This is a genomic window from Streptomyces venetus (genome assembly GCF_039540295.1).
Classification (GTDB): domain Bacteria; phylum Actinomycetota; class Actinomycetes; order Streptomycetales; family Streptomycetaceae; genus Streptomyces; species Streptomyces venetus.
Genome location: NZ_BAABET010000010.1, coordinates 325,756 through 347,585, shown reverse-complemented (window position 1 = coordinate 347,585; position 21,830 = coordinate 325,756). Strand labels below are relative to the sequence as shown.

The 21,830-nt window shown below is 70.8% G+C and carries 23 protein-coding genes; 12 read left to right on the top strand and 11 right to left on the bottom strand.

Annotation, left to right across the window (positions count from 1 at the left end; genetic code table 11):
* Positions 1-259 (bottom strand): cbb3-type cytochrome c oxidase subunit I (locus ABEA82_RS30820; RefSeq protein ID WP_345664988.1); only part of this gene is annotated, 259 nt, incomplete at its 3' end.
* 105 nt (positions 260-364) lie between these two features.
* Here ABEA82_RS30820 and ABEA82_RS30815 point away from each other — a divergent pair.
* Both ABEA82_RS30815 and ABEA82_RS30810 read left to right on the top strand, forming a co-directional pair.
* Positions 365-913 (top strand): RNA polymerase sigma factor, encoded by a 549-nt coding sequence (locus tag ABEA82_RS30815; RefSeq protein ID WP_345664987.1) that lies wholly within the window; start codon positions 365-367, stop codon positions 911-913.
* On the top strand, positions 906-1,904 hold the full coding sequence (locus ABEA82_RS30810; RefSeq protein ID WP_345664986.1) for a CU044_5270 family protein: 999 nt from the start codon (positions 906-908) through the stop codon (positions 1,902-1,904). Before ABEA82_RS30815 ends, ABEA82_RS30810 begins: the two co-directional genes overlap by 8 nt.
* Before the next feature lie 13 nt (positions 1,905-1,917).
* Here the strand turns inward: ABEA82_RS30810 and ABEA82_RS30805 are convergent, their stop codons facing one another.
* Both ABEA82_RS30805 and ABEA82_RS30800 read right to left on the bottom strand, forming a co-directional pair.
* The gene (locus ABEA82_RS30805) at positions 1,918-2,280 is read right to left on the bottom strand and encodes a nuclear transport factor 2 family protein (protein ID WP_345664985.1); all 363 of its coding nucleotides are present in this window, start codon (positions 2,278-2,280) and stop codon (positions 1,918-1,920) included.
* A gap of 110 nt (positions 2,281-2,390) precedes the next feature.
* Positions 2,391-4,145 carry an ABC transporter ATP-binding protein gene (locus ABEA82_RS30800; RefSeq protein WP_345664984.1) on the bottom strand — a complete coding sequence of 585 codons (1,755 nt, stop codon included), beginning with the start codon at positions 4,143-4,145 and terminating at the stop codon, positions 2,391-2,393.
* A 159-nt stretch (positions 4,146-4,304) separates the two neighbouring features.
* On the opposite strand from ABEA82_RS30800, the gene ABEA82_RS30795 reads away from it, so the two are divergent.
* The 4 genes from ABEA82_RS30795 (at position 4,305) to ABEA82_RS30780 (ending at position 7,861) form a co-directional block, all read left to right on the top strand.
* The gene (locus tag ABEA82_RS30795) at positions 4,305-5,390 is read left to right on the top strand and encodes an S-(hydroxymethyl)mycothiol dehydrogenase (protein WP_345664983.1); all 1,086 of its coding nucleotides are present in this window, start codon (positions 4,305-4,307) and stop codon (positions 5,388-5,390) included.
* Positions 5,390-6,019 carry an MBL fold metallo-hydrolase gene (locus ABEA82_RS30790; protein ID WP_345664982.1) on the top strand — a complete coding sequence of 210 codons (630 nt, stop codon included), beginning with the start codon at positions 5,390-5,392 and terminating at the stop codon, positions 6,017-6,019. The genes ABEA82_RS30795 and ABEA82_RS30790 overlap by 1 nt, the downstream gene beginning before the upstream one ends.
* An 89-nt stretch (positions 6,020-6,108) precedes the next feature.
* Positions 6,109-7,023, top strand: coding sequence for an SDR family oxidoreductase (locus ABEA82_RS30785; protein ID WP_345664981.1), 915 nt, complete (start codon positions 6,109-6,111; stop codon positions 7,021-7,023).
* Between the two features lie 142 nt (positions 7,024-7,165).
* Entirely contained in the window at positions 7,166-7,861 is a 696-nt protein-coding gene (locus ABEA82_RS30780) for a L,D-transpeptidase family protein (RefSeq protein WP_345664980.1), read from the top strand.
* Between the two features lie 27 nt (positions 7,862-7,888).
* Here ABEA82_RS30780 and ABEA82_RS30775 read toward each other — a convergent pair whose 3' ends face one another.
* Genes ABEA82_RS30775 through ABEA82_RS30760 form a run of 4 tightly spaced genes read right to left on the bottom strand, consistent with a single transcriptional unit; the run spans position 7,889 to position 12,373 of the window.
* Positions 7,889-9,088: a Gfo/Idh/MocA family protein gene (locus ABEA82_RS30775; protein ID WP_345665002.1), complete on the bottom strand. Its 1,200-nt coding sequence runs from the start codon at positions 9,086-9,088 to the stop codon at positions 7,889-7,891.
* 29 nt (positions 9,089-9,117) lie between these two features.
* Positions 9,118-10,461, bottom strand: a complete 1,344-nt coding sequence (locus ABEA82_RS30770; RefSeq protein ID WP_345664979.1) for an ABC transporter substrate-binding protein — start codon at positions 10,459-10,461, stop codon at positions 9,118-9,120.
* Positions 10,462-10,471: 10 nt separating this feature from the next.
* A complete protein-coding gene (locus tag ABEA82_RS30765) occupies positions 10,472-11,389 on the bottom strand; it encodes a carbohydrate ABC transporter permease (protein ID WP_345664978.1) in 918 nt (305 codons plus the stop codon).
* 18 nt (positions 11,390-11,407) lie between these two features.
* Positions 11,408-12,373, bottom strand: coding sequence for a carbohydrate ABC transporter permease (locus ABEA82_RS30760; RefSeq protein ID WP_345664977.1), 966 nt, complete (start codon positions 12,371-12,373; stop codon positions 11,408-11,410).
* A gap of 170 nt (positions 12,374-12,543) precedes the next feature.
* On the opposite strand from ABEA82_RS30760, the gene ABEA82_RS30755 reads away from it, so the two are divergent.
* The 3 genes from ABEA82_RS30755 to ABEA82_RS30745 all read left to right on the top strand — a co-directional run bounded on the left by ABEA82_RS30755 (position 12,544) and on the right by ABEA82_RS30745 (position 14,871).
* The gene (locus ABEA82_RS30755) at positions 12,544-13,704 is read left to right on the top strand and encodes an ROK family protein (RefSeq protein ID WP_345664976.1); all 1,161 of its coding nucleotides are present in this window, start codon (positions 12,544-12,546) and stop codon (positions 13,702-13,704) included.
* A gap of 100 nt (positions 13,705-13,804) precedes the next feature.
* Positions 13,805-13,990, top strand: a complete 186-nt coding sequence (locus ABEA82_RS30750; RefSeq protein ID WP_345664975.1) for a hypothetical protein — start codon at positions 13,805-13,807, stop codon at positions 13,988-13,990.
* A gap of 56 nt (positions 13,991-14,046) precedes the next feature.
* Positions 14,047-14,871, top strand: a complete 825-nt coding sequence (locus ABEA82_RS30745) for an EamA family transporter (RefSeq protein ID WP_345664974.1) — start codon at positions 14,047-14,049, stop codon at positions 14,869-14,871.
* Between the two features lie 32 nt (positions 14,872-14,903).
* Here the strand turns inward: ABEA82_RS30745 and ABEA82_RS30740 are convergent, their stop codons facing one another.
* On the bottom strand, positions 14,904-16,244 hold the full coding sequence (locus ABEA82_RS30740) for a S1 family peptidase (RefSeq protein ID WP_345664973.1): 1,341 nt from the start codon (positions 16,242-16,244) through the stop codon (positions 14,904-14,906).
* A gap of 116 nt (positions 16,245-16,360) precedes the next feature.
* Positions 16,361-17,356 carry a hypothetical protein gene (locus ABEA82_RS30735; protein WP_345664972.1) on the bottom strand — a complete coding sequence of 332 codons (996 nt, stop codon included), beginning with the start codon at positions 17,354-17,356 and terminating at the stop codon, positions 16,361-16,363.
* A 24-nt stretch (positions 17,357-17,380) separates the two neighbouring features.
* Between ABEA82_RS30735 and ABEA82_RS30730 the strand changes: the two genes are divergently transcribed.
* The 3 genes from ABEA82_RS30730 to ABEA82_RS30720 all read left to right on the top strand — a co-directional run bounded on the left by ABEA82_RS30730 (position 17,381) and on the right by ABEA82_RS30720 (position 20,412).
* Entirely contained in the window at positions 17,381-18,559 is a 1,179-nt protein-coding gene (locus tag ABEA82_RS30730; protein WP_345664971.1) for a MalY/PatB family protein, read from the top strand.
* Positions 18,560-18,611: 52 nt separating this feature from the next.
* Entirely contained in the window at positions 18,612-18,998 is a 387-nt protein-coding gene (locus ABEA82_RS30725; protein ID WP_345664970.1) for a PPOX class F420-dependent oxidoreductase, read from the top strand.
* Positions 18,999-19,062: 64 nt separating this feature from the next.
* Positions 19,063-20,412 (top strand): Gfo/Idh/MocA family protein, encoded by a 1,350-nt coding sequence (locus ABEA82_RS30720; protein ID WP_345664969.1) that lies wholly within the window; start codon positions 19,063-19,065, stop codon positions 20,410-20,412.
* A 7-nt stretch (positions 20,413-20,419) separates the two neighbouring features.
* On the opposite strand, the gene ABEA82_RS30715 is transcribed toward ABEA82_RS30720, so the two are convergent.
* Together ABEA82_RS30715 and ABEA82_RS30710 are read right to left on the bottom strand one after the other, a co-directional pair.
* Complete coding sequence (locus ABEA82_RS30715; RefSeq protein ID WP_345664968.1) at positions 20,420-20,833, bottom strand: Zn-ribbon domain-containing OB-fold protein; 414 nt, start codon at positions 20,831-20,833, stop codon at positions 20,420-20,422.
* Between the two features lie 153 nt (positions 20,834-20,986).
* Entirely contained in the window at positions 20,987-21,697 is a 711-nt protein-coding gene (locus tag ABEA82_RS30710) for a TetR family transcriptional regulator (protein ID WP_425588569.1), read from the bottom strand.
* Between the last annotated feature and the right edge of the window lie 133 nt (positions 21,698-21,830).

The following is a 21,830-nucleotide window of genomic DNA, read 5'->3' as shown; positions in this document are numbered from 1 at the left end:
CGATCTGCAGCGGCATGATCCAGTTCGCGAAACCGGCGAACAGCGGCGTCGCGAACATCAGCAGCATGATCGTGCCGTGCATCGTGAACGCCTGGTTGAACTGCTCGTTCGACATGATCTGCAGACCGGGCCGGGCGAGCTCCGCGCGCATGAACAGCGCCATCACGCCGCCGATGACGAAGAACGCGAACGACGTGACCAGGTACAGCGTGCCGATCGTCTTGTGATCCGTGGTCGTCAGCCACTTGAGGTGCCTCATGTCCCGCCTGTGTCCGCGCCCCGCCCGGGCGTCACACTTCATGGACGCGACGAGGATCACGGAAAAGGGTGTGACCATCGAGAAGGTGCCGGACACGAACGGGACATGAGCAACGACGAGATCTTCGCCGCTGCCTACCGCGAGCACTACTGGGCGGTCAGCCGCTATGTCGCGCGGCGACTGGACGGGCGGACCGGCGAGGTGGAGGAAGTGGTGGCGGAGGTGTTCACGGTCGCCTGGCGACGCCGGGCCGACCTGCCGCCCTCCCCGCTGCCCTGGCTGTACGGAGTGGCACGCAACTGCCTGGCCAACACGGTGCGCGGCCACGGACGCCGCCGCCGGCTCGTCGACCGGCTCGGCAACGACGACACCGCCCACGGACGGCACATCGCGGCGGGCCCCGAGGCCGACACACCCGGCGCCTGGGTGCACGAGGCACTCGCCCGGCTCTCCACGGCCGACCAGGAGGTACTGCGCCTGACGGCCTGGGAGGGACTCGCCGTCGACGAGGTCGCCGTCGCCCTCGGCTGCGGCAGACGGGCCGCCGCCATGCGACTGCACCGGGCCCGACGCCGCCTCAGGGCCGAGATCGACCGCATGTGTCCCGAAGCCACGGCGGACACCCACTGCGTGAAAGGGGTCGGCCATGGCTGACGAACTCGAACTGCTGCGCGGCGCCAACCCGGTGCCGGCCCAAGGCCCCCACTTCGGCGACGGCCCCCTCGACCACGACGCCGAGCGCCGTCTCGAACGACTGCTGCGGGAGCGGCCCCCCGGCCGTCCGGCGCGCCGGCTGCTGCCCCGCCCGGGCCTGCCCCGGCTCGCCTGGGGGCTCGCCGCCACGGCGGTCGTCGCGGCCCTGGCCGTGACGCTCGTCCTGAGCGGCCCCAGCACCACACCGGCGGTCGCCGCTCCGCGTCCCCTGGTGGTGCAGACCGGCTCCACCCCTCTGCCCCTGGACCGGCTTGCCGAACGTGCCCAGCAGGCCGCGGCCGACGGCTCGCCCCGCCTGCGCAAGGGCACGCACGTGCAGTCCTGGAGCATGGGCATGTCCGACGACAAGCCCCCGATCACCCTGCCCGAGGAGCGCCTCGTGCGCTGGCGGGCCGACGACAGCCACACGGAGCTCGTCGTGGCCACCGACCCCAGGCACCCGGGCCGCCCGGTCCTCTCCAGCGAGGACGGCGAGCCGCACCTCGTCGACGACGGGCACGTCCTCAGCGACCGGACCTACCCGCCGAGCTGGAGCGACGCCCCGCCCCAGTCCCCTCCGCCGGCCGACCCCGCACGGCTGCGCGCCTACCTGACGGAGGCTCAGTACACCGACGCCCCACTGACCACGCCCGAACTGCTCGACGCCGTCGATGTGCTGCTCGACCACTGGACCCTCGGCGCCCGGGAGACCGCGACACTCGCCCGCCTCCTGGCCGGCACCGAGGGGCTGCGGCCGGTCGGCCAGGTGACCGACCGGCTCGGCCGCCGCGGTCAGGCGTACGTGTGCGACGGCTCCGGGGTCCGCCACATGCTGATCATGGACCCGGTCACCGGCGCCGTCCTCGGCCTGGAGAGCACCTTCACCACCGCCGAGCCCGAGTACGGCGTCAAGAAGGGCGACGTCATGTCGTACAGCGCCTGGATGCGCTGAGTACGCCCGGCCGCTACTCGTCCCAGGCCTGGATCAGGGTCTGCTCGGTGATCTTTCCGCCACGCAGCGAGATCATGGACTCGGACAGCACGCGCACGCCGTCCGGGTACTCGCAGCTCTCGCTGTAGGCGGCCTCGTCGCCCTGGACGACGCACCGCTCCACCTTGTGCGTCATGTTCCGGCTGTAGACGTCCTCCAGCATCCGGCCGATCTCGTCCCGGCCGTGCAGGACCTTGGGGTGGCTGGGCTGGGTCGTGTGGTCGACGATGCGGAACTCCGCGTCGTCCGCGTAGAGCGAGAGCAGGATGTCCGGCTGTCCTTCCACGCCCCGGCGGAGTGTCTCACTGTCGAAGGCGGGGTCTGCCGCGGTTCCCATGATGGACCTCCTTCGAAGGGCCGCGACCCGGTCGGCAGCGGGCCGCGAGAAGCCTCACTCCCGAGCGTCCTCCCGCCCGGCGGTCACGGCAAGCGCAGCAGGACCGCGACTCAGTCGGCCGCGGCCAGGAACTGGGTCGCCGCCAGCTCCGCGTAGAGCGGGTCACCGGTCACGAGTTCGCGGTGGGTGCCGACCGCCCGGACCCGGCCGGCGTCCATCACCACGATCCGGTCGGCCATCGTCACCGTGGACAGCCGGTGTGCCACCACGAGGACCGTCGTCGTCCGGGCCACGTCCGCGACGGTGTCGCGCAGCGCCGCCTCGTTGACCGCGTCCAGTTGCGAGGTCGCCTCGTCCAGCAGCAGCAGCCGGGGGCGGCGCAGCAGGGCGCGGGCGATGGCGACCCGCTGCCGCTCACCTCCCGACAGCTTGGTGCCGCGGTGCCCGACGAGCGTGTCGAGACCGCCGGGCAGCCGGGCGACCAGGCCGTCCAGACGGGTCGTCTTCAGCACGCGCTCCAACGCGTCCTCGTCCGCCTCCGGATTGCCCAGCAGCAGGTTGTCCCGAAGGGAGCCCGACAGGACCGGCGCGTCCTGCTCCACATAGCCGATCGCGGCGCGCAGCAACGGCAGCTCCCAGTCGGCCAGGTCGCGCCCGTCGAGCGTGATCACACCGGAGTCGGGATCGTAGAACCGCTCGATCAGCGAGAAGACGGTGGTCTTGCCCGCGCCGGACGGTCCCACGAACGCCGTCATGCCCTGCGCGGGCACGGCGAACGTCACCCCGTGGTGGACGTACGGCAGGTCGTCGGCGTAGCGGAAGCGGACGTCGTCGAAGGCGAGCGAGGCGGGCTGGGCGCCGGGGGAGGGGAGAGGGGCGGACGCGGCCGCCGGTTCGGCGGGCAGGCGCATCGCCTCCTGGATGCGGCTGAGGGCCGCGGCTCCCGTCTGGTACTGCGTGATGGCGCCGACGACCTGCTGTATCGGGGACATCAGATAGAAGACGTACAGCAGGAACGCCACCAGCGTGCCCACGTCCACCGCGCCCGTCGCGACGCGGGCGCCGCCCACCGCGAGCACCGTGATGAAGGCGATCTGCATGGCCAGCCCCGCCGTGTTGCCCGCGGCCGCCGACCACTTGGCGGCCCGTACGCTCTGCCGCCACGACTCCTGCGCCGCCTCGTGCAGCGTGATCTCCTCCCGGTGCTCGGCACCGGACGCCTTCACCGTGCGCAGCGCGCCGAGGATCCGCTCCAGTGAGGCACCCATGACGCCCACCGCGTCCTGCGCCTGCCGGCTCGCCTTGTTGATCCGCGGCACGATCACCCCGAGGACCAGGCCCGCGCCCAGGATCACGGTCAGCGTGACGCCCAGCAGCACGGGATCCACCAGACCCATCATGACCACCGTCGCCACCAGCGTGAGCCCGCCCGTGCCCAGGCCGACCAGCGAGTCCGTGGTCACTTCACGCAGCAGGGTCGTGTCGGAGGTGATGCGGGCCATCAGGTCCCCGGGTTCGCTGCGGTCCACAGCCGTGACGCGCAGCCGCAGCAGATACGACGACAGGGCCCGCCGCGCGCCGAGCACCACCGACTCGGCGGTGCGCTGCAACACGTACGAACCCAGCGCGCCCACCGCCGCGTTGGTCACCACCAGCGCCGACATGGCCAGCAGCGCTCCGGTGATCGCCCGGTCGTGCGACAGATCGTCGATCAGGCCCCGCGCCACCAGCGGCAGCAGCAGCCCGGTCGCCCCGGTGACCAGCGAGAGGACGGCGCCGACGGCCAGGGACCGGCGATGCGGCCGTACGTATCCGAGGAGCAGCCGCCAGGGGGGCGTGTCGGGCTCGGTCTCCGCGATGCTCACGTCGCTCCTTCGGCGTCGGGCGGACGGTACAGGCTACGTCGGCGCCCACCGGCTCGGCCTGCTGTTTTCGCGTAGCGACAGGTGGCCGATCCGCACCCCTTACCGATCAGTCACGCGTAGGGTCGGCAGGGACGAGAACCCGGCCGACGAAGGAGCACCATGGCGCAGGAAGTACGCGGTGTGATCGCACCCGGCAAGGACGAGGCGGTGCGGATCGAGACCATCGTCGTGCCCGACCCCGGCCCGGGGGAGGCGGTCGTCCGCGTCCAGGCCTGCGGGGTGTGCCACACCGACCTGCACTACCAGCAGGGCGGCATCAACGACGACTTCCCCTTCCTGCTGGGCCACGAGGCCGCGGGCGTGGTCGAGTCGGTCGGCGACGGCGTCACCGACGTCGAGCCCGGTGACTTCGTGATCCTCAACTGGCGTGCGGTGTGCGGGACGTGCCGCGCCTGTCTGCGCGGGCGGCCCTGGTACTGCTTCGACACCCACAACGCCACGCAGAAGATGACCCTCACCGACGGCACCGAGCTGTCCCCGGCCCTCGGCATCGGCGCCTTCGCCGAGAAGACGCTGGTCGCGGCCGGACAGTGCACCAAGGTGGACCCGGCCGTCGCCCCGCAGGTGGCCGGGCTGCTCGGCTGCGGCGTCATGGCCGGCATCGGCGCCGCGATCAACACCGGCAACGTCGGCCGCGGCGACACGGTCGCCGTCATCGGCTGCGGCGGTGTCGGCGACGCGGCCGTCACGGGGGCGCACCTGGCCGGGGCCGCGAAGATCATCGCCGTCGACATCGACGACCGCAAGCTCGAGAAGGCGCGGACCATGGGCGCCACCCACACCGTCAACTCGCGCACGACCGACCCGGTCGAGGCGATCCGCGAACTCACCGGCGGGTTCGGCGCGGACGTGGTCATCGAGGCGGTCGGCCGCCCGGAGACGTACCAGCAGGCCTTCTACGCCCGCGACCTGGCCGGCACCGTCGTCCTCGTCGGCGTGCCCACCCCCGAGATGAAGCTCGAACTGCCGCTGCTGGACGTCTTCGGCCGCGGCGGATCCCTGAAGTCGAGCTGGTACGGCGACTGCCTGCCCTCCCGGGACTTCCCCATGCTCATCGACCTGCACCTGCAAGGGCGCCTGGACCTGGAGGCGTTCGTCACCGAGACCATCCAGCTCGACGAGGTGGAGAAGGCGTTCAAACGAATGCACCAGGGCGACGTCCTGCGCTCGGTGGTGGTGCTCTGATGACCACCCGGATCGAACACCTCGTCACCTCCGGCCGGTTCAGTCTCGACGGCGGCACCTGGGACGTCGACAACAACGTGTGGATCGTCGGCGACGACCACGAGGCGATCGTCATCGACGCCGCCCACGACGCCGACGCCATCGCCGAGGCCGTCGGCGACCGGCGGCTCACGGCCATCGTCTGCACTCACGCCCACAACGACCACATCGACGCCGCGCCCGCCCTCGCCGAGCGCACCGGTGCCACCATCTGGCTGCACCACGACGACCTGCCGCTGTGGAAGCAGACCCACCCGGACCGCGAGCCCGACGCCTGGCTGGTCGACGGCCAGACGATCGAGGCGGGCGGCGCCGACCTGCGCGTCCTGCACACCCCGGGACACGCGCCCGGCGCAGTGTGTCTGTACGACCCCGGCCTGGCGACCGTCTTCACCGGGGACACCCTCTTCCAGGGCGGCCCCGGCGCCACCGGCCGGTCCTTCTCGCACTTCCCGACGATCATCGACTCGATCCGCGACCGGCTGCTCACCCTGCCGCCCGGGACGAAGGTGCTCACCGGCCACGGAGACGCCACGACCATCGGCGCCGAGGCCCCGCATCTCCAGGAATGGATCACCCGGGGCCACTGACCGAGTGTCGCCGGTAAAAGGCGACAGAAGATGTCCGGCTTCCCCGCCACTCTGGAGGCGACAAGCAGCCAAGGCACGGGAGGTCGGACATGTCAGCTCCGCTGAAGGGCAAGGTCGCACTGGTCGCCGGGGCGACCCGAGGCGCCGGACGGGGCATGGCGGTGGAACTCGGCGCGGCGGGCACCACCGTCTACGTCACCGGACGCAGCACACGCGCCCGCCGCTCGGAGTACGACCGGCCCGAGACCATCGAGGACACCGCCGACCTGGTCACCGCGGCCGGCGGGCAGGGCATCGCCGTACCCACCGACCACCTCGACCCGGCGCAGGTCCGCGCCCTCGTCGACCGGATCGCGGACGAGCAGGGCCGCCTCGACGTCCTCGTCAACGACATCTGGGGCGGCGAGAAGCTCTTCGAGTGGGACACCCCGCTCTGGGAGCACGACCTCGACAACGGACTGCACCTGCTTCGGCTCGCCGTCGAGACCCACGCGATCACCAGCCACCACGCCCTGCCCCTGCTGCTGCGCCACCCCGGCGGCCTGGTCGTCGAGGTCACCGACGGCACCGCCGACTACAACCGCGAGACCTACCGCAACAGCTTCTTCTACGACCTGGCCAAGGCCTCCGTGCTGCGCATGGCCTTCTCCCTCGGCCACGAACTCGGCCCGCGCGGCGCCACCGCCGTCGCCCTCACCCCCGGCTGGCTCCGCTCCGAGATCATGCTGGACGCCTTCGGCGTACGCGAGGAGAACTGGCGCGACGCCCTGGAGAAGGTCCCGCACTTCGCCATCTCGGAGACCCCGCGCTACGTCGGCCGGGCCGTGGCCGCGCTCGCCGCCGACCCGGAAAGGGCGCGCTGGAACGGCCAGTCCCTCTCCAGCGGCGGCCTCGCGCAGACGTACGGCTTCACCGACCTCGACGGCAGCCGCCCCGACGCCTGGCGCTACCTCGTCGAGGTCCAGGACGCGGGCAAGCCGGCCGACACGACCGGCTACCGCTGAGAGAGCGCGACCGCCCGTCGGGTGAGGTATGTCACCGTTTGGTCCCAGGCGGGGTCTCCGCACAACCGAATACGTCCTCCGCCCGTCTAGCTGGCAGGGATCGCAGACATGTGACCACTTCCGGGAAAGGGCAGGACCAACCATGGGGGACGTACGCAGACGGGGCGCCGTCGCACTCGGGATCACCGCACTGGTGGCACCGCTCACCCTCGCGCTCGGCGCCACACCGGCGCAGGCCGCGAGCTGCAGCACCCAGGCCGGGCCGTACCAGAAGCAGGTGGAGAAGTTCCTCGGCCGTCCGGTCGACGGCAAGCAGTCCGCCGCCGACTGCACGGCGATCCGCGCCTTCCAGACCAAGCACGGCATCTCCCCGAACGCCGGCTACGCGGGACCCGTCACCTGGGGCGTGATGGACCTGATGCAGAAGCAGAAGGCCGTCGGCACGAACCCCAACAAGGACGGCAAGTGCCCGGTGAACAAGGGCCGGATCGCCTGTGTGAACCTGACCCTCCAGCTGAGCTGGATCCAGGACGGCACGAAGCTCGTCTACGGTCCCGTGCCGGTCCGCACGGGCCGCGACGGGCACGAGACCCGTACCGGCCTGAAGAAGATCTACTGGCGCCACATCGACCACGTCTCGTCGATCTACGACGTGCCGATGCCCTACAGCCAGTTCTTCGACGGCGGCCAGGCCTTCCACTCGGTCGGCATCAGCGTGTGGAACCCGCCGGGCTCGCACGGCTGCGTCAACATGACCACGACCGACGCCAAGAAGTACTGGTCGCTGCTGAAGACGGGCGACGACGTCTTCGTGTACGGCCGCAAGCCGGGCACCTGATCGCGGGCACCCGGCTCGCAGACACCCCTACAGGGGCGCGTCCCCGAAGTCCGGGATCTCCAGCCGTACCCCGCCCTGCCGCGCCGACTCGTGCGCGACGATGCCCGGCAGGGTGTAGCGGGCAGCCACCCACGCGTTCACCGACGGCAGGGTGCGGGTGTTGACGGCGGTCACGAAGTCGTCCACCAGGAAGTGGTGGCTGCCCTCGTGGCCGTTGTGCAGATGGTCGAACTCCCTCGGCAGCCGCTCCCGGTCGTGCACGGGCGCCGACCCGGAGGTGAAGGCCGCCCGCAGCTCCGGCGCGATGTGCCGCAGCGACGGGTCGTCGGGAGCCATGGTGGGCTTGGGCTCCAGCAGTTCACTGATGTCCGTCACGCCCTGCTTGTCCTGCCACAGGGCGACCGTGGCGAGCTGTTCCATGCTCGCCTCGGTGCCGAAGAAGCGGAAACGCGACTCGCGTATGTGCGAGGGGTAGCCGACCCGCCGGAACTCGTTCGTACGGAACGAGCCGCCGCCCGCCACCTCGAACAACGCGGTGGCGTTGGAGACGTCGTTGCCGAACTGGCTGATCTCCTTGTCGAAGACGCCGTCGCCCCGGTCGTCGACGACACCGATCGCCGACACGCTGACCGCGTGCGTCTTCCAGGCGCCCAGCACCCCGCCGACCGCGTGCGTCGGGTACAGCAGCGGGGGATAGCTCGCGGTCGCCTTCCAGTTCTCGCCGCCGCTGTACTGGTACGCCTCGTAGAACCCCAGGTCCATGTCGTGGACATAGTCGCCCTCGGCGTAGAACAGCCGCCCGAACGCGCCCTCGGCGATCTGGTTGCGGGCGTGCACGGTGGCCGGGTTGTACTCGCTGGTCTCGCCCATCATGTAGGTCAGCCCGGTGGCCTTGACCGCGTCGATGATCGCCGCGATCTCCTCCGTGCTGATCGCCATGGGGACCGCCGAGTACACGTGCTTGCCGGCGCTCAGGCCCTGGAGCACCAGCGGGCCGTGGGTCCAGCGCTGTGTGAAGATCGCGACCGCGTCGACGTCCTCCGACTCCAGCATGGCCTGGTACGACGGAAAGGTGCCCGCCAGCCCCTGAGCGGCGGCCAGTTGCTCGGCCCGCTCGGGCAGCAGGTCGGTGACGTAGACGTCGCCGACGCCGGGGTGGGCCTGGAACAGCGTGGCGAACTGGCCCGAGAACTGTCCGGCGCCGACGATGCCGATGGAGAACGTCATGTAAGGCATGCCCTTCACTGGTTGCTGGATCACTGCGAGAGGATCAGGTTGATCTGTTCGTTGGTCTCGTCGAGGCTGCTGACCGGCTTGCCGTTGCCGTAGATGTCCTCCATCGCGGGCTGCATCAGCGCCGTCATGTCCGCCGAGTAGCTGGCGATCGGGTACGAGAACGTCCGGAAGTGCTTCTTGTCGGCGACGGGCTCGGTGAACGACGAGACGTCGATGCCCTTCTTCCGGTAGGCGGCGACGGCGGCCTCGGTCCCGGCCGCGGTGGCGGGGAAGACGACGCCGTACCTGCCGACGACGGTCTGGCACTTGTCGGAGGCCAGATAGGCCACCCACTTCTTGGCGCCCGCCTTGTTCTTGGAGGCCTTGGTGACGGAGTCGGCGAGGCCGTTCATCATGGTGGCGCGCTTGCCGGTCGGGCCGAGGGGCGTCCGGGCGGTCTTCATGTCCCGGCCCTTGAAGCCCGTGTAGGTGGAGATCATCCAGGCCCCGTCGAACGCGGTGGCCGCCTTGCCCGCGGCGATCTGCGTGTTCTGCTGGTTGGACTGGATGTTGTAGTCCGACAGGGGCGGCATGTAGCCCTTCTTCGCCAGGCCGAAGTACCACTTGACGACCGACTGGAAGGTCTTGCTGTCGTACTGGTACTTCGTGCCCCACCGTGGCTTGTTCAGATAGTTCCACCCGGCGGAGCCGGTGAAGGGGCTCCACTGCGTCTGGCCGTCGCCGAAGCCGCCGCCACCCGTGGCCAGGCCGTACACCTTGACGTTGTTCTTGTCGAAGCCCGGCTCGTCGCCGCGCTTGCCGTTCCTGTCGATCGTGAGACGGGCGATGGCCTTCTCGAAGGTTCCGCCGTCCTTCGGGTTCCAGGACAGGCTGTTCAGCTGTGCGGCGGTGAGCCCGGCCTCCTCGGTCATCTTCGAGTTGTAGAACAGCGAGACGGTGTCCCAGTCCTTGGGAGTGCCGTAGCGGTGCCCGTCCTTGCCGATCCAGTTGGCGGCGAGTCCGGGCTGGTAGTCGGAGTTCTCGATGCCGAGGTCGTCGAGCGGTTCGAGGACCTTCAGATCGGCGAACTGGCCGAAGTTCTGGATGTGGTCGGTGAACACGTCCGGCTGGGTGCCCGCGATGAACCCCGCGGTGAGCTTGGTCCAGTAGTCGCTCCAGCCCAGCTGCGTGATCTTGACCTTGAGTCCCGGGTTCTCCTTCTCGAACCCCTTCGCACAGGCCTGGTAGGCGGGCAGCTGGTTGGCGTCCCACAGCCAGTACGTGACCGTGTGGGCGGAGGATCCGGCGGCGCCTCCTTGCGCGCACCCGCTGACCAGGGACAGCGCCAGCGCTCCCGTCGCCGCGACGAGCGTACGAATTCGCATCACAGTCCCCTTACTTGATCCCGGTGAAGCCGATGGAGCTGACGATGCGGCGGGCGAAGCAGCCGAACAGCACCAGCATCGGCAGTGCGGCGATCAGCGTCGCCGCCATGAGCCCCGACCAGTCCACGCCGGTCGCCGGGGTCTGCGCCCGGAAGATGGCCAGCGCGACGGTCAGCACCCGCGAGCTGTCGCTGTAGGAGACCATCAGCGGCCAGAAGTAGTCGTTCCAGGAGGTGATGTACGTCAGCACGCCCAGCGTGACCAGCGGTGTGGACGCCATCGGCAGCACCACCCGGAAGAAGATCTTGATCTTCCCGGCGCCGTCCAGCAGGGCTGCTTCCTCCACCTCCCGGGGGATGTTCATGAAGAACTGCCGCAGGAAGAAGACCGCGAACGGCGTCATGAACATGGTGGGCAGGGCGATGCCGAGGAGCGTGTCCACCAGGTGCAGTTGCTTGATGAGCACGAAGTTCGGCAGCAGCGTGAAGATGGCCGGCACCATCATCCCGGCCAGGAACAGCCCGAACACCTTGTCCCGCCCTCGCCAGCGCAACCGCGAGAAGGCGTACGCGGCCATCGCGGAGAAGAAGATCTGGCACCCGGTGATCAGGGTCGAGACCAGTACCGAGTTGAGCAGATAGCGCCAGAAGTCCAGCCCGCCACCGGCTCCGCCCTGTTTGACGGCCTCCTCGGCCGACTGCAGGCCCAGGGCCCGTTCGAAGCCGCTGGTGGTGAGGTCCACCGGCAGCGGGTTGGTGGGGTCGGCGCTCAGGCCCGCGTTGGTGGAGAGCGCGGTGCGCAGGATCCAGTAGAACGGCAGCAGGGTGATGAGGACGATCAGTCCCATCACGGTCCAGGCGGCGGCCCGCCCGAAGGGGAACCTGCGCCGCACCGGTCGTACGGTCGTCGTGGTCGTCACGGCAGCCATGGCGGTGTCTCCCTTCCGTCAGCCGAGGTCGGTCCGGCCGGCCCGGGTGAGCCGGTACTGCAGGACGGTGATCGCGCTCAGCACGACCAGCAGGGCGACGGACATGGCCGAGGCGTAGCCGAACTGGAAGCGCCCGAAGGCGGAGCCGTAGATGTAGTACTGGAGCACGTTGGTCGCGTTCGCCGGACCGCCCGCGGTGGTCACGGCCACGGTGTCGAACACCTGGAACGACCCGATCACCGTCATGATCAGCACGACCGCGAGCACCGGCCGCAGCAGCGGCATGGTGATCCGCCAGAACATCCGCCACTCGCTCGCGCCGTCCACCCGGGCCGCCTCGTACATGTCGTTCGGGATCGCCTGGAGACCCGCGAAGAGCAGCAGCGCGGTGTACCCGACATGCCGCCACACGTTGATGAGCGCGATCGTCGGGATCGCCCAGGTCTCGTCGGCGAGGAACGGGATGCGGTCGGCGCCGAGGGCGCTGATGATCTCGTTGCCGATGCCGAGCTGGGTGTCGAGGATCCAGAGCCAGACGAGACCGGCCACGACGTTCGACATCAGGTACGGCGTGAGCACGATCCCGCGCAGCATCGCCGACTGGGTCAGTCGTTGCAGGAGTACGGCGATGGCGAGGGCCGAGACCGTCTGGACGCCGATGTTGATGACGACGTACGCGACGGTGACCTTCATCGAGTCCCAGAAGATGGGGTCGTTGACCATGCGGACGTAGTTGTCCAGGCCCACCCACTTCGCCGGCGTCAGCAGGTTGAAGCGGGTGAAGCTCAGGTAGATGCCCCGCAGCGTCGGCCAGAGCAGGAAGACCAGGAAACCGAGCAGCGCCGGCGCGATGAACACCGCGGCCAGTCGCCCGTCGCCCCGAGTCTCGCCCACCTCCGTCCGCCGGGTCCTGGGTTTGCTCCGTGGCTCCGAGGCGCCGCCCGCGGGCAGACGCGACGGAGGACTGCTGGAGGCGATGGTCATCGGGAGACTCCCTCGCAAGCGGCGGCTCGTCCTCTGGCGGGACTTACTTTTGGTGCGAAACAATTGCTGCGTCAAGGGGCGTGCAAACATCTTTTCGCAAGAACCCTCATCCTCCTAGAGTGGTCGTGTTGGTTTCAGTGCGAAAAAAAGCCGAGGGGAGTCGGACGCACATGACCGCAGGCACCGCAAGCTGGCTGCCGCTGAGCACGGGGGAGCGCTCGGTGGCCATCGAAGTGCTGGTCCACGGTCCGCTGTCGCGTACCGAACTCGCCCGCAGGCTGGGCCTGTCGGCCGGCAGCCTCACCCGGCTGACCAAGCCGCTGATCGAGTCGGGTCTGCTGGTGGAGGTGGCCGAGGCCGGAGTGCCGGCGGAGGCGCGCCAGGGCCGCCCCTCGACGCCGCTGGACGTCGTCGCGGACTCCCGGTCCTTCCTCGGCTTCAAGATCACCGAGGACACGGTCTACGGCGTCGTCACCACGCTCAGAAGCCACATCGTCGCCCGCCACGACCGCCCGCTCACCACCCACGACCCCGCCGAAGTCGCCGATGTGCTGGGAGAGATGACCGCCGAGATGGCCCGCGACCACCCCCGCCTCGCCGGGATCGGCATCGGGGTCGGCGGATTCGTCCAGGACCGAGCCGTCGTCGGCGAGTCCCCCTTCCTGCTCTGGCGGGACGTCCCGCTGGCCGACCTCGTCCAGGAGCGCACCGGGCTGCCCGTGGTCGTCGAGAACGACGTCGCCGCCCTGGTCGAGGCCGAGACCTGGTTCGGTGCCGGACGCGGCCTGGACCGCTTCGTCGTGCTCACCATCGGTGCGGGCCTCGGTTACGGGCTGGTGCTCGGTGGCAAGCGCGTGCCCTTCGCGGAGGAGGACCGTGGCTTCGGCAGCCACTGGATCGTCGACCCGAACGGTCCGCTGACCCCCGACGGCCGGCGCGGCAGCGCCGTCTCGATGCTGACCATTCCCAGCATCCGCTACCAGATCCGGGCCGCCACCGGCCACGACCACACCTACGAGGAGATCCTCGCGCTGGCCGCCGCCAAAGATCCCATGCCGGCCCGCGTCATCGAAGAGGCGGGACGGGCTCTGGGCACACTCGTCGCGCAGATCTGCAACTTCGTGATGCCGCAGCGGATCCTGCTCGCGGGGGAGGGGGTCGGGCTGATGGACGTGGCCGGCAAGACGGTCGAGGAGACCGTCCGCGACCAGAGGCACCCGCTGGCGGCTCCCGTCGACCTGGAGACCAAGGTGTCCGATTTTCACGACTGGGCGCGCGGCGCGGCCGTCCTGGCCATCAAGGTGCTGGTCCTGGGATCAGCCGAAGCGTGAACAGCCTCACGTTTACCGGGAGATGGACGTGATCAGTAACACTGTCCGGAATGTCCGTTTGGCTCGTGATTACTCACATCGCCTTCACGTCCGGGATCGTATGCTTCACAGCATGTCCACCACTGTTGAGTCCTCATCCGAGCGATCGGCTGACGAGGTCAACGAGGAGATCCGTGCCCTGTGGCGCCGGTCGGGCGGGACACTGAGCGTCGAGCAGCGTGAGGAGTACCGGCGGCTCGTACTGGAGTGGGCCGCCGCGGTCCCGCAGTCGGCGCCTGCCGCCTGAGCCTCGTGCAGGTCCGCTGACGCATCGGACCCTCGTCCAAGGGCACCCCTGACCGAATGGGTGCCCTTCTCGCACTTTCCTCGGCCGTCGTCTACGGCATCGTCGACTTCGCCGGCGGCCTCTTGTCCCGGCGCGTGCACCACACCGCCGTCACCTTCTTCGGCCAGCTCGGCGGACTGCTGCTCGCCTGCGCCGCCGCGCTCCTCCTGCCCGCCGACGCCGTCCACGTCACCGACCTGCTGTGGGGTGCGCTGTCGGGGATCGGCAGCTGCGTCGCCATGCGGTTCCTCAATCGAGGGCTCAGCCGCGGCGCGATGAGCGTCGTGGTGCCCGTGAGCGCCGTCACCGGCGTCGCCCTGTCGGTGCTGTGCGGCGTGCTCGTCCTCGGCGACCGGCCGGGCGCCCTGGCCTGGCTGGGCATCGCCGTCACGGTGCCCGCGCTGTGGTTCGTCTCCGGAGGCGGGACCGGGGCGGGCAAGGGGACGGCGGACGGCCTGCTCGCCAGCGCGGGCGTCGCCGTGCAGTACCTCGCCCTCGGCCAGGCAGGCCCCGAAAGCGGGCTGTGGCCCGTCGCCGCGGGCCGGGTCGCGGCCGTCCTCGTCCTCCTGCCGGACGCCGCGCGCCACGCGCGCCGGCTGCATCTGCCGCCGCTCCGCTGCGTCCAAGCCCTCCTCATCGGGGCCGGGGCGGCCCTCGGCCTCGTGCTGTACCTGCTCGCCACGCAACGGCAGTTGCTGGCCGTCGCCGTCGTCATCGCCTCCCTCTACCCGGCGCTGCCCGTCGTCCTCGGCCTTGCCCTGCTGCACGAGCGGATCAGCCGCCGCCAGACGGCGGGGCTGCTGGCAGCGGGGGTGGCGACCGTCCTGCTCACACTGGGCTGAGGGGTACCTCCGCCGAGGTCCACCACCGGGCGTCATCCCCAAGTGGCCGAGTAGTACTGCCGATACGCCTTGCGGTCCTGCTCCGCACGGATCCACCGGGTCGCCACCAGGGCCACGAGGCTGCCCGCGATGACCAGCATTCCGGGGCCGACGTTGCGCGGGTCGGTGAGACGGGTCAGCAGGCTCGACACGCCCTCGCCCGTCACCGGTGCCGACGAGCCGGGCGACGCGGTGCCCTGGGAGGCCGACCGCGCGGGTCCGGCGCCACCCGCCTGCTTGGACACGATCAGCTTGACGTTCAGCTCGGTCAGCGCCTTCGTCACCGGCTGGAAGAACGTGGTGCCGCCCGCCGTGCAGTCCCCGCTGCCACCCGACGTCACGCCCAGCGCGATGCCGTCGGCGAACATCGGGCCGCCGCTGTCCCCGGGTTCGGCGCACACGTTCGTCTCGATCAGGCCGGTGACCGTCCCCTCGGGGTAGTTGACCGTCGCGTTGAGCGCGGTCACCTCGCCCTCACGCAGTCCGCTGGTGCTGCCGCTGCGGAAGATCTTCTGCCCGACCTCGGCATCGGCCACGCCCGTGATCCGCACGCCCTCGCCGTCACCGACCGACACCACCTCCGCGCCCTTGCCCGCGCGGCCGCCGGCATACTTCACCAGCGAGTAGTCGTCGCCGGGAAAGCTCCCCTTGAGCGACGTCCCGACCTGGTCCCGGCCCCGGTCGTCGGCGAACCAGACGGAACCGTCGGGCCCGCAGTGCCCGGCCGTCAGGATGTAGTCGCTCTTGCCGTCGGTCACGTTGAAGCCGGCCGAACAGCGCCCGGCGGTCGACAGGATCGGCAGCGCGCCGTTGAGCCGCGGGGTGAACGTCCCCTCGGTGCGCTCCATACGTACAAAACCGCCGATGTCCTCCGCGACTTCGGTGAGACGGGACCAGTCCGAGGCGGACACGGTGCTGTCACCCCGTACGACGACCTGGTTGTTCTTGTAGTCGAGGGCCCAGGACGTTCCGGACACCCGGGGCGCCGAACGCAGCGTCGCCGTGGCGGACTTGAGGTCGCTCATGCTGTGCCGCACCATCTTCGCCCGGGCGCCGGCGCGCTTGACCTCGGCGGCTGCCTTGCCGTCCGTGACGGCGACGACCGGCCGGCCGGCGGAGTCGACCCAGTTGCCGGCCGTGCGGGAGGTGCCGAGGCTGGACACGAGGTCGGCGCCCTTGCTGGTGGCGGCCCGGGCGGAGTACGGCAGGCCGATCGTCGGGTCCGGGGGCTCGCTCGCCACGGCTTGTGTGACCATCGTTCCTCCGAGGAGGAGTCCGCCGACGGCCGCCAGCCGTGTCACTCGCCGGACGACCCGTCGTCGTGCGTGCCTCATGCATGGCTCCCGAACCCGAACATCGTGGTGTGAACACCACGGGGCACTCCTTGAGTTGAGTGCCCTCTTCCCATACGGGCAGCAGCCGTGCCGCGTTCAGCGGGCGCGTGATCTCTTCACCACCGGCCGGCCACCGGGGCGGCGAGCAGGGCACGGCTGCGCACGTCACCCCACACCGAGGCCGGATCCACGTAGGGCCGCAGCAGGGCGGTGAGCGCCGGGTCACCGCGGCCGTTCAGCTCGTCCGAGGCGATCTTGCGGGCGATCCCGGCGAGGAAGTCCGCCACCTGCACCCGGGTGTCGTCCCGCGCGACGACGAGCCGCACCCCGGCGAGGCGGGCTCCGGCCCGCCGGGCCGTGTCCTCGATCCACGCGATGCGGTCCGGCGTCAGCATGTTCTGCCGGTCGTGCACCAGCCGGACCGGCCGCCCGTCGCCGCTCCAGAGCACGGCCGTGCGGACGATCGCCGGGAGCAGCGGGTTGAGGACGGGGATGAGGGGCGGTGCGTCCAGGAACCCCGCCCGGTAGGCCTCCGCACGGGGCCGGGTCGCGGCCAGCCGCTCCAGGATCTCAGCCGCGTCCGTCCCCGGGTGCGCGCGGCGCAGGGTGTCGACCGTGCGGTAGAAGCCCTCCACGGGGTCCCCGTCGTGGCGGACCCGCAGCAGGTGGTTGGCCGCCGCGAGGAACGCCCGCCAGCCGTCCTCCCCGACCGTCCGGCGGCCCACGCGGAACAGGGTCACGGCCCCGGCCGGGTCGTCCAGCAGCAGACTCACGGCCCGGTCCACCACGAAGTACGTCTTCTCCATGAGATGCACCCGCGCCTGACCGTGGACCGGCCCGTCCGGCGCCAGCAGCCACTCCAGCACCACCCGGTGCTTCTCCCGCAGCAGATGGTTCGCCTTGTACTCCTCGGCCGGTGAGCGGATCCGGTCCCGGATCTCCCGTACGATCGCCGCCGCCATCGCCTCCGGCAGGGACACACCGGCGTGCGCGAACACGTCCGTGTTCCCGCCGGTGAGGTTCTCGCCGTCCGACCCCGACTCGTCGCAGGCGATCTCCAGGAACGGGCCCGCCGCCTCTCCCCGCTCCCCGTCCGCACGATTCCCGCTCACTGCACAGCCCCCTATCGTGTGCTCATGACCAGGATCCCGCACGAGACGTCCGGTGAACCTAATCCTCTGCAAGCCGTCACGCTCGACCGCCTCCGCCGCCGCACCAGCATGAAGTGGCGCACCTACCCGGCGGACGTGCTGCCGGTGTGGGTGGCGGAGATGGACGTACCGCTCGCGGAGCCCGTCGTGCGGGCCGTCACCGACGCACTCGACCTCGGCGACACCGGCTACCCCGCCGGCACCGCCTACGCGGAGGCCCTGGCCGCCTTCGCCGAGAAGCGGTGGGACTGGGACGGGCTCGCCCTGGAACGCACCGCGATCGTGCCCGACGTCATGCAGGGCGTCGTCGAGATGCTGAAACTGGTCACCGGGCCCGGGGACGCGGTGGTGGTGAACTCGCCGGTGTACCCGCCGTTCTACGACTTCGTCGGGCACATGGACCGGCGCGTGGCCGAGGCCCCGCTCGGTGCCGACGGGCGCATCGACCTCGGCGTCCTGGAGGACACCTTCCGGCAGACCGTCGCGGGCGGACGCCCGGCCGCCTACCTGCTGTGCAGTCCGCACAACCCGACCGGCACCGTGCACACGGCCGCGGAGCTGTCCGCCGTCGCCGCGCTGGCCGAGCGGCACGGCGTGCGGGTCGTCGCCGACGAGATCCACGCGCCGCTGGTGATCGGCGGCGCGGACTTCGTGCCGTACCTGAGCGTGCCGGGCGCCGAGCGCGGCCTGTCCCTGATGTCGGCCTCGAAGGGCTGGAACCTGGCGGGGCTCAAGGCCGCCCTCGCGATCGCCGGGCCCGGCGCCGCCACCGACCTGGCCCGGATGCCCGAGGAGGTCGGGCACGGCCCGAGCCACGTCGGGATCATCGCCCACACCGCCGCCCTGCGCGACGGGGTCGCCTGGCTGGACGCCCTGCTGGCCGGCCTCGACGCCAACCGGCGGCTGCTCGCGGACCTGCTGGCCGAGCATCTGCCCGGGGTCCGCTACCGTCCCGGCGACGCCACCTACCTCGCCTGGCTCGACTGCCGCGCCCTCGGTCTCGGCGACGACCCGGCGGACGCCTTCCTGCGCCGCGGCCGGGTGGCCCTCAACTCCGGCCTCCCCTTCGGTACCGGCGGAGCGGGCCACGCCCGCCTCAACCTGGCGACCTCGCCCGAGGTGATCACCGAGGCGGTACGGAGGATGACGGCGGCGCTCGACTGAACCGCAGCCCCTGGGCCCCCGCCCGGTGCGAGCCGCTCGTAGACTGCCCGCCATGGACGACAGGGCGCTGGACCAACTGGCCGCGGGAAAGTACCTGCTGATCACCAGCTACCGCAGGAACGGTACGCCGGTCGCCACGCCCGTCTGGGTGGTGCGCGACGGGGACGCACTCGGCGTCTGGACGGTCGCCGATTCCTGGAAGGTGAAGCGGATCCGCAACCGCGCCGACGTCCTGGTCGGCCCCTGCGACCTGCGCGGCAATCCCACCGGCGAGCAGCTGCCCGCGACGGCGGAGATCTGCGACCCGGACACCACCGCCCGCTACCGGCGGCTGATCGCCCGCAAGTACGGCATCACGGGCCGGCTCACGCTGCTCGGCAGCCGACTGCGCAGGGGCCTGGACGGCACCGTGGGTCTGCGGATCGTTCTCGCTCCCTGAGATTCAGCAAGCGCTTTCCGCTCCACGGGAGTGCGCGGCCCGTCTCCGGGAAAGGCCACCTGCCATGAGCCGTACTCCCGTCCTGCGCGCAGCCGTCGTCGGCACCGGCCACCGGGCCCAGCTGTTCACCCGAGGCCTCGCCGAGCGCCCCGGCCACCTCGTGGCCGCGCTGTGCGACCCCAGCCCGACCCGGATGGCCTTCCACAACAGGCTGCTGGCCGACGCCGGCCGGCCCGCCGCCACCGCGTGGGAGCCCGACCGCTTCACCGACCTGCTCGTGAAGGAGGACATCGACGAGGTCGTCGTCACCACCGTCGACGCCGAGCACGACCGCTACATCGTCCCGGCCCTGAGGGCGGGCTGCCGGGTCGTCACCGAGAAGCCGATGACCGTCGACGCCGAGCGCTGCGCCCGCATCCTCGACACTGTCCGCGAGACCGGCAACTCCCTGACCGTCGCCTTCAACTACCGTTTCAATCCCGTGCACGAGACGGTCCGCGCCCTGCTCGCCGACGGCGCGATCGGCGAGGTGCTGTCGGTCCACTTCGAGTGGCTGCTCGACGTACGGCACGGCGCCGACTACTTCCGCCGCTGGCACCGCGAGAAGCGCCACAGCGGCGGCCTGATGGTGCACAAGTCCTCGCACCACTTCGACCTGGTGAACTGGTGGCTCGGCGACGAGCCCCGGGAGGCCTTCGGCTACGGACGGCTCGGCTTCTACGGCCGGGCGGCGGGGGAGCGGCACGGACTGCGCCGGGACTACGACCGGGCGCACGGCGCCGAACCGGCCGCGGACGACCCCTTCGCCCTGGACCTCGCGGCCAACGACACCCTGCGCGCCCTCTACCTGGACGCCGAACACGACGACGGCTATCTGCGCGACCGGAACGTCTTCGACGGACCGATCACCATCGAGGACGACATGTCCGTCCTCGTGCGCTACGCACGCGGCGCCACCATGACGTACCACCTGACCGCCTACTCCCCCTGGGAGGGCTACCGGGTGATGTTCAACGGCAGCGCGGGCCGCCTGGAGCTGGAGGTCGAGGAGAGCCACTGGCAGCCGCCCCTGACCCGGGTCACGTCGACCGCAGGCGCCCTGCACGGGGACACGGCCGCCGAGCACGCGGGCGGCGCCCGCCTCACCCTGCGTCCCTTGTGGCGGCCCCCGGTGGACGTGCCGATCGCGGTCGCCCACGAGGCCCACGGCGGCGGCGACCCGCGCATGCTGGACGCGCTGTTCGGACCGGCTGACCCCACCCGCCCGGCGGACACCGCCGCCGCGGCCCACCCGACGGCCACCGAACGCGACGGAGCACTGGCCCTGGCGGTCGGCCTCGCGGCCAACCGGAGCTTCGAGACGGGACGGCCGGTGCGCACCGACGAACTGATCGCGGCCCGGAAGACCGCCTGAGAGGAAGTCAGCTCCAGGCCCGGTACGGCTCGTCCAGCAGCTGGAACACCGGCTCCCCTCGTACCGGGTCCTTGGCCGTGGACAGCCGTACCCGGTCCCCGCTGTGGATGCCGATCGGCGGGCCCATCACCCGGCCGCGCACGACGAATCCCTCGGACATCTCGATCAGGGACACGTTGCGTGCCGCGGGCGTGTTGCGGTGCACCACCGTCGAGTGGCGCACCGTGCCCGTGCCCTCGCTGCGCTCCGTGCGCAGTTCGCTGCCCCGGCAGACCGGACACAGCAGCCGGTGGAACATCGCGGTGCCGCACCATGTGCAGCGCTGGAAGAGGATGGCGTCCGAGTCGGGTCCCTTCGGGGCGAGCAGACCCGTCGCGGAGCCGGTTGCCTGCTGAGTGACGCTTCCTGAGTGGTGGTACACGCTGGTCAACTCCCTGCACTCGGCCGGAATCCCGCATACGCGGCGACCCGCGCACACGCGTGCCCGGTTCGCCGTGCCACCGTGCACGCAGCACAGAGTATGGCACTCAGTGCCACTCGTAAAGGCACTCCGTACCCTCAATGTGCGGACCGGTCAGTCCCGCCCCAGCGTCGACTCGATCTCCTGAACGATCCGCCACAGGGGTGCTCCGCGCCGTGAGACGACGACCACCACGTCCTCCGGCTGCTCCTGGGCCACCGGCGCCGGAGCGTCGCCGAACGCGGACTGCACGTAGGCCAGCGCGTGGTCCATGGTGGCGCTCGCCTCGCCCTGCCCGTCCGAACGCAGCCAGGAGCGCAGCGCGTTGTTGTGCGCCGCGACCACCGCGGCCGCGATCACGTCGGCCTGCAGCGTCCCGTCCCGGCGGGTCGCGAAACGCCGGCGCAGGTAGTCGGCGAGGGCCCGTTCGTAGCGCCACACGACCGACAACTCGTAGGCGCGCAGCCCGGGGACCTCCTTGGTGAGGCGGTAGCGCTGCACGGAGAACGTGGGGTTCTCGGCGTACATCCGGAGCACGAGCCGGGCCGCGTCGCAGACCCGCCGCACGGGCTCCTCGTCGCCGGTGCCGGCCGCGAGGAAGGCCGTCATGTCGGCCAGGCACCGTTCGTGGTCCGGGAAGACCACGTCCTCCTTGGAGGGGAAGTAGCGGAAGAACGAGCGGCGTCCGACGCCGGCGAGCGACACGATGTCGTCGACGGTGGTCTGCTCGTACCCCCGCTCGAGGAACAGCCGGAAGGCCGCCGTCACCAGGGCGTCCCGCATGGGTGGCTTTCCGTTCCCCGTGCCGGCCTTGTCGGAGCTCATGGTCTGGAACGTAGCACCCGAAGAGCCCTCGACGGCACTGAGTGCACTTTCGACGAGGAACCGAGTTCCCTCTGAATACCTGGCGCGGCAGCCGCGTATCTAGCGGCAGGACGATCCCCGACGACGGGCGCCC

Coding starts and splice junctions, on each gene's coding strand:
- ABEA82_RS30815 (WP_345664987.1), top strand. CDS start 365: ATGAGCAACGACGAGATCTTCGCCGCTGCCTACCGCGAGCACTACTGG.
- ABEA82_RS30810 (WP_345664986.1), top strand. CDS start 906: ATGGCTGACGAACTCGAACTGCTGCGCGGCGCCAACCCGGTGCCGGCC.
- ABEA82_RS30805 (WP_345664985.1), bottom strand. CDS start 2,280: ATGGGAACCGCGGCAGACCCCGCCTTCGACAGTGAGACACTCCGCCGG.
- ABEA82_RS30795 (WP_345664983.1), top strand. CDS start 4,305: ATGGCGCAGGAAGTACGCGGTGTGATCGCACCCGGCAAGGACGAGGCG.
- ABEA82_RS30790 (WP_345664982.1), top strand. CDS start 5,390: ATGACCACCCGGATCGAACACCTCGTCACCTCCGGCCGGTTCAGTCTC.
- ABEA82_RS30785 (WP_345664981.1), top strand. CDS start 6,109: ATGTCAGCTCCGCTGAAGGGCAAGGTCGCACTGGTCGCCGGGGCGACC.
- ABEA82_RS30780 (WP_345664980.1), top strand. CDS start 7,166: ATGGGGGACGTACGCAGACGGGGCGCCGTCGCACTCGGGATCACCGCA.
- ABEA82_RS30775 (WP_345665002.1), bottom strand. CDS start 9,088: ATGACGTTCTCCATCGGCATCGTCGGCGCCGGACAGTTCTCGGGCCAG.
- ABEA82_RS30770 (WP_345664979.1), bottom strand. CDS start 10,461: ATGCGAATTCGTACGCTCGTCGCGGCGACGGGAGCGCTGGCGCTGTCC.
- ABEA82_RS30765 (WP_345664978.1), bottom strand. CDS start 11,389: ATGGCTGCCGTGACGACCACGACGACCGTACGACCGGTGCGGCGCAGG.
- ABEA82_RS30760 (WP_345664977.1), bottom strand. CDS start 12,373: ATGACCATCGCCTCCAGCAGTCCTCCGTCGCGTCTGCCCGCGGGCGGC.
- ABEA82_RS30755 (WP_345664976.1), top strand. CDS start 12,544: ATGACCGCAGGCACCGCAAGCTGGCTGCCGCTGAGCACGGGGGAGCGC.
- ABEA82_RS30750 (WP_345664975.1), top strand. CDS start 13,805: ATGCTTCACAGCATGTCCACCACTGTTGAGTCCTCATCCGAGCGATCG.
- ABEA82_RS30745 (WP_345664974.1), top strand. CDS start 14,047: ATGGGTGCCCTTCTCGCACTTTCCTCGGCCGTCGTCTACGGCATCGTC.
- ABEA82_RS30740 (WP_345664973.1), bottom strand. CDS start 16,244: ATGAGGCACGCACGACGACGGGTCGTCCGGCGAGTGACACGGCTGGCG.
- ABEA82_RS30730 (WP_345664971.1), top strand. CDS start 17,381: ATGACCAGGATCCCGCACGAGACGTCCGGTGAACCTAATCCTCTGCAA.
- ABEA82_RS30725 (WP_345664970.1), top strand. CDS start 18,612: ATGGACGACAGGGCGCTGGACCAACTGGCCGCGGGAAAGTACCTGCTG.
- ABEA82_RS30720 (WP_345664969.1), top strand. CDS start 19,063: ATGAGCCGTACTCCCGTCCTGCGCGCAGCCGTCGTCGGCACCGGCCAC.
- ABEA82_RS30710 (WP_425588569.1), bottom strand. CDS start 21,697: ATGAGCTCCGACAAGGCCGGCACGGGGAACGGAAAGCCACCCATGCGG.